The 1,872-nt window shown below is 58.5% G+C and carries 2 protein-coding genes and 1 pseudogene; all 3 read left to right on the plus strand.

Going from position 1 to position 1,872, the window contains the following annotated elements:
* Positions 1 to 115: 115 nt before the first annotated feature.
* A pseudogene (locus ACSFB7_RS37750) lies at positions 116 to 604 on the plus strand (recombinase family protein); the annotation flags it as partial.
* A gap of 29 nt (positions 605 to 633) precedes the next feature.
* The gene (locus tag ACSFB7_RS37755) at positions 634 to 1,503 is read left to right on the plus strand and encodes a plasmid partitioning protein RepB C-terminal domain-containing protein (protein WP_475545402.1); all 870 of its coding nucleotides are present in this window, start codon (positions 634 to 636) and stop codon (positions 1,501 to 1,503) included.
* Positions 1,500 to 1,781: a ParB N-terminal domain-containing protein gene (locus ACSFB7_RS37760; protein WP_435477442.1), complete on the plus strand. Its 282-nt coding sequence runs from the start codon at positions 1,500 to 1,502 to the stop codon at positions 1,779 to 1,781. The genes ACSFB7_RS37755 and ACSFB7_RS37760 overlap by 4 nt, the downstream gene beginning before the upstream one ends.
* Positions 1,782 to 1,872: the final 91 nt, after the last annotated feature.

The following is a 1,872-nucleotide window of genomic DNA, read 5'->3' on the forward strand; positions in this document are numbered from 1 at the left end:
GACCCACCGAGGCATCCAACCTATAGTTATTCACAGTTGGCTCCTAGCGGAACCAGCTCCAGCCCCTGGTCAATGTTCGATTGGCACCGCTGATCACGATTGCACTGGCGCTAACACCCACAGGTTTGGAAGCCTCCTCCGCGCCTATCAGATGGTGGGTTTCGCGCCGGGACGCGACTACCAGTATCTCGAGATCAACCGATTCCTCCGGCGACTTCATCCGAAGATCGTGGCCGAAGCAGAGGCACAGGTAGAAAGTCTCGGTGGCCGCCTGTATCGAGACCCAGCGACGGACCTTCTAGACGTCAACCACGAGTTCAGCGTGTCCTTGGCGCTGGCACGCTGCCAGGTTAGTGAAAGTGGGGGCCATCGCTGGAAGGTGCGCTTCGATGCCAGCCTGCTGCCGGACATCACTGTGGCAGTACGCCTTGCTCCGGGTAACGAGAAACCGCTGGACTACTACCTGCTGCCGCGGCTTCATTTCGCCTTGCCGCGCATCAGCCTGGCAGAGCAGAACGCCGTGGAGTTAGAGAGCTACCGCTTTGACACGCTCGACTACCTGTATGGCATGGCTTCTCAGATTCGACTGCGGAGAGCGGCGTGACAGGAAAGGGGCCAGCGGGCGACCTCCGCATGATCCCGATGGATCGCATCGATGTGCTGAATCCGCGAGAACGCAACCAGGTGGTCTTCGAGGGAATCGTTGCCAACATCGGTGCAATCGGCCTGAAGAAGCCGATCACGGTGACCCCTCGTGCCGGTGATGATGGAGCTGAGCGGTATCTCTTGGTATGTGGTGAGGGCAGGCTCAAGGCGTTGCGTCAGCTTGGCGAGACGCGGATACCCGCATTGGTCGTGCACGTAGATGATGAGGAGGCCTTCATCATGAGCCTCGCCGAGAATATTGCGCGGCGTCAATATCGACCTCTTGAGCTTCTTGCGGGCATCAACCAACTCAAAGCCAAGGGCTACACGCCCAAAGTGATCGCTGAAAAGACAGGACTCACGCTGCAGTACGTCAACGACATACTGCTATTGATTGATCAGGGCGAGGAACGCTTGCTGGTGGCGGTCGAGCGCGGAAAAATCCCGTTGAGTGCAGCGATCACCATTGCACGAGCTGGAGACAGTGAGAAGACTGTTCAGGCTGCGTTGCAGGAGGCCTATGAGACAGGTCGTTTGCGAGGACGGCAGTTGATAGAGGCGCGGCGCTTGATTCAACGCCGGCATCAGTTGGGGCGGTCGATTGCCCGAGAGGGGTCGCGCAAGCAAACGGATGTCACAACCTCTAGTCTGGTGAGGGTGTACCAAAAGGAAGTGCAGCGCCAGCAACTCATGGTGCGCCGAGCCTCCTTTGCGCAGCAGCGACTTCTTTTCGTGGTGGGTGCGTTGAGGCAGCTTTGCTCCGAAGAGAATTTCATCAATCTTCTAAGGGCCGAGGGCTTGGATGCGCTGCCCAAATATCTCGCAGAGCGGATCAGTCCGAATGGAGGTCCAGGGTGAGCGACGTCGTACTTGGCTTCTTGCCCAAGCCGATGATGGTTGCGGTCAACAACATTCTCCCTTCGCGTAAACCGCCGGTGGGCTTGCTTGGGACACAGAAGTACAAGCTGGTTCTAGCGTCAATCGGCGAGATTGGACTGATCGAGCCGCTGACGATAAATGCCGTGGATCGACGTTCCGGCCAGCACGTGCTTCTCGACGGGCACATCCGCCTGCATGCGCTGATCAAGTTGGGCTATTCCGAGGTTGCTTGTAAGCACGCGGCGAACACATCTTGACGAGGGCCGCACATTTGGCGGCGAGCGCGAGCAGGTGGTCAGCTGTGCTGCCAGCGATGCGGCAGCAGTTCGTCGATGCGGCTATGCGGCT

Source organism: Variovorax raffinosi, from assembly GCF_051216615.1.
Lineage (GTDB): Bacteria > Pseudomonadota > Gammaproteobacteria > Burkholderiales > Burkholderiaceae_C > Variovorax.

What these genes read in the sequence shown, in the direction of transcription:
- ACSFB7_RS37755 (WP_475545402.1), top strand. Translation starts at nt 634, where the DNA reads ATGATCCCGATGGATCGCATCGATGTGCTGAATCCGCGAGAACGCAAC.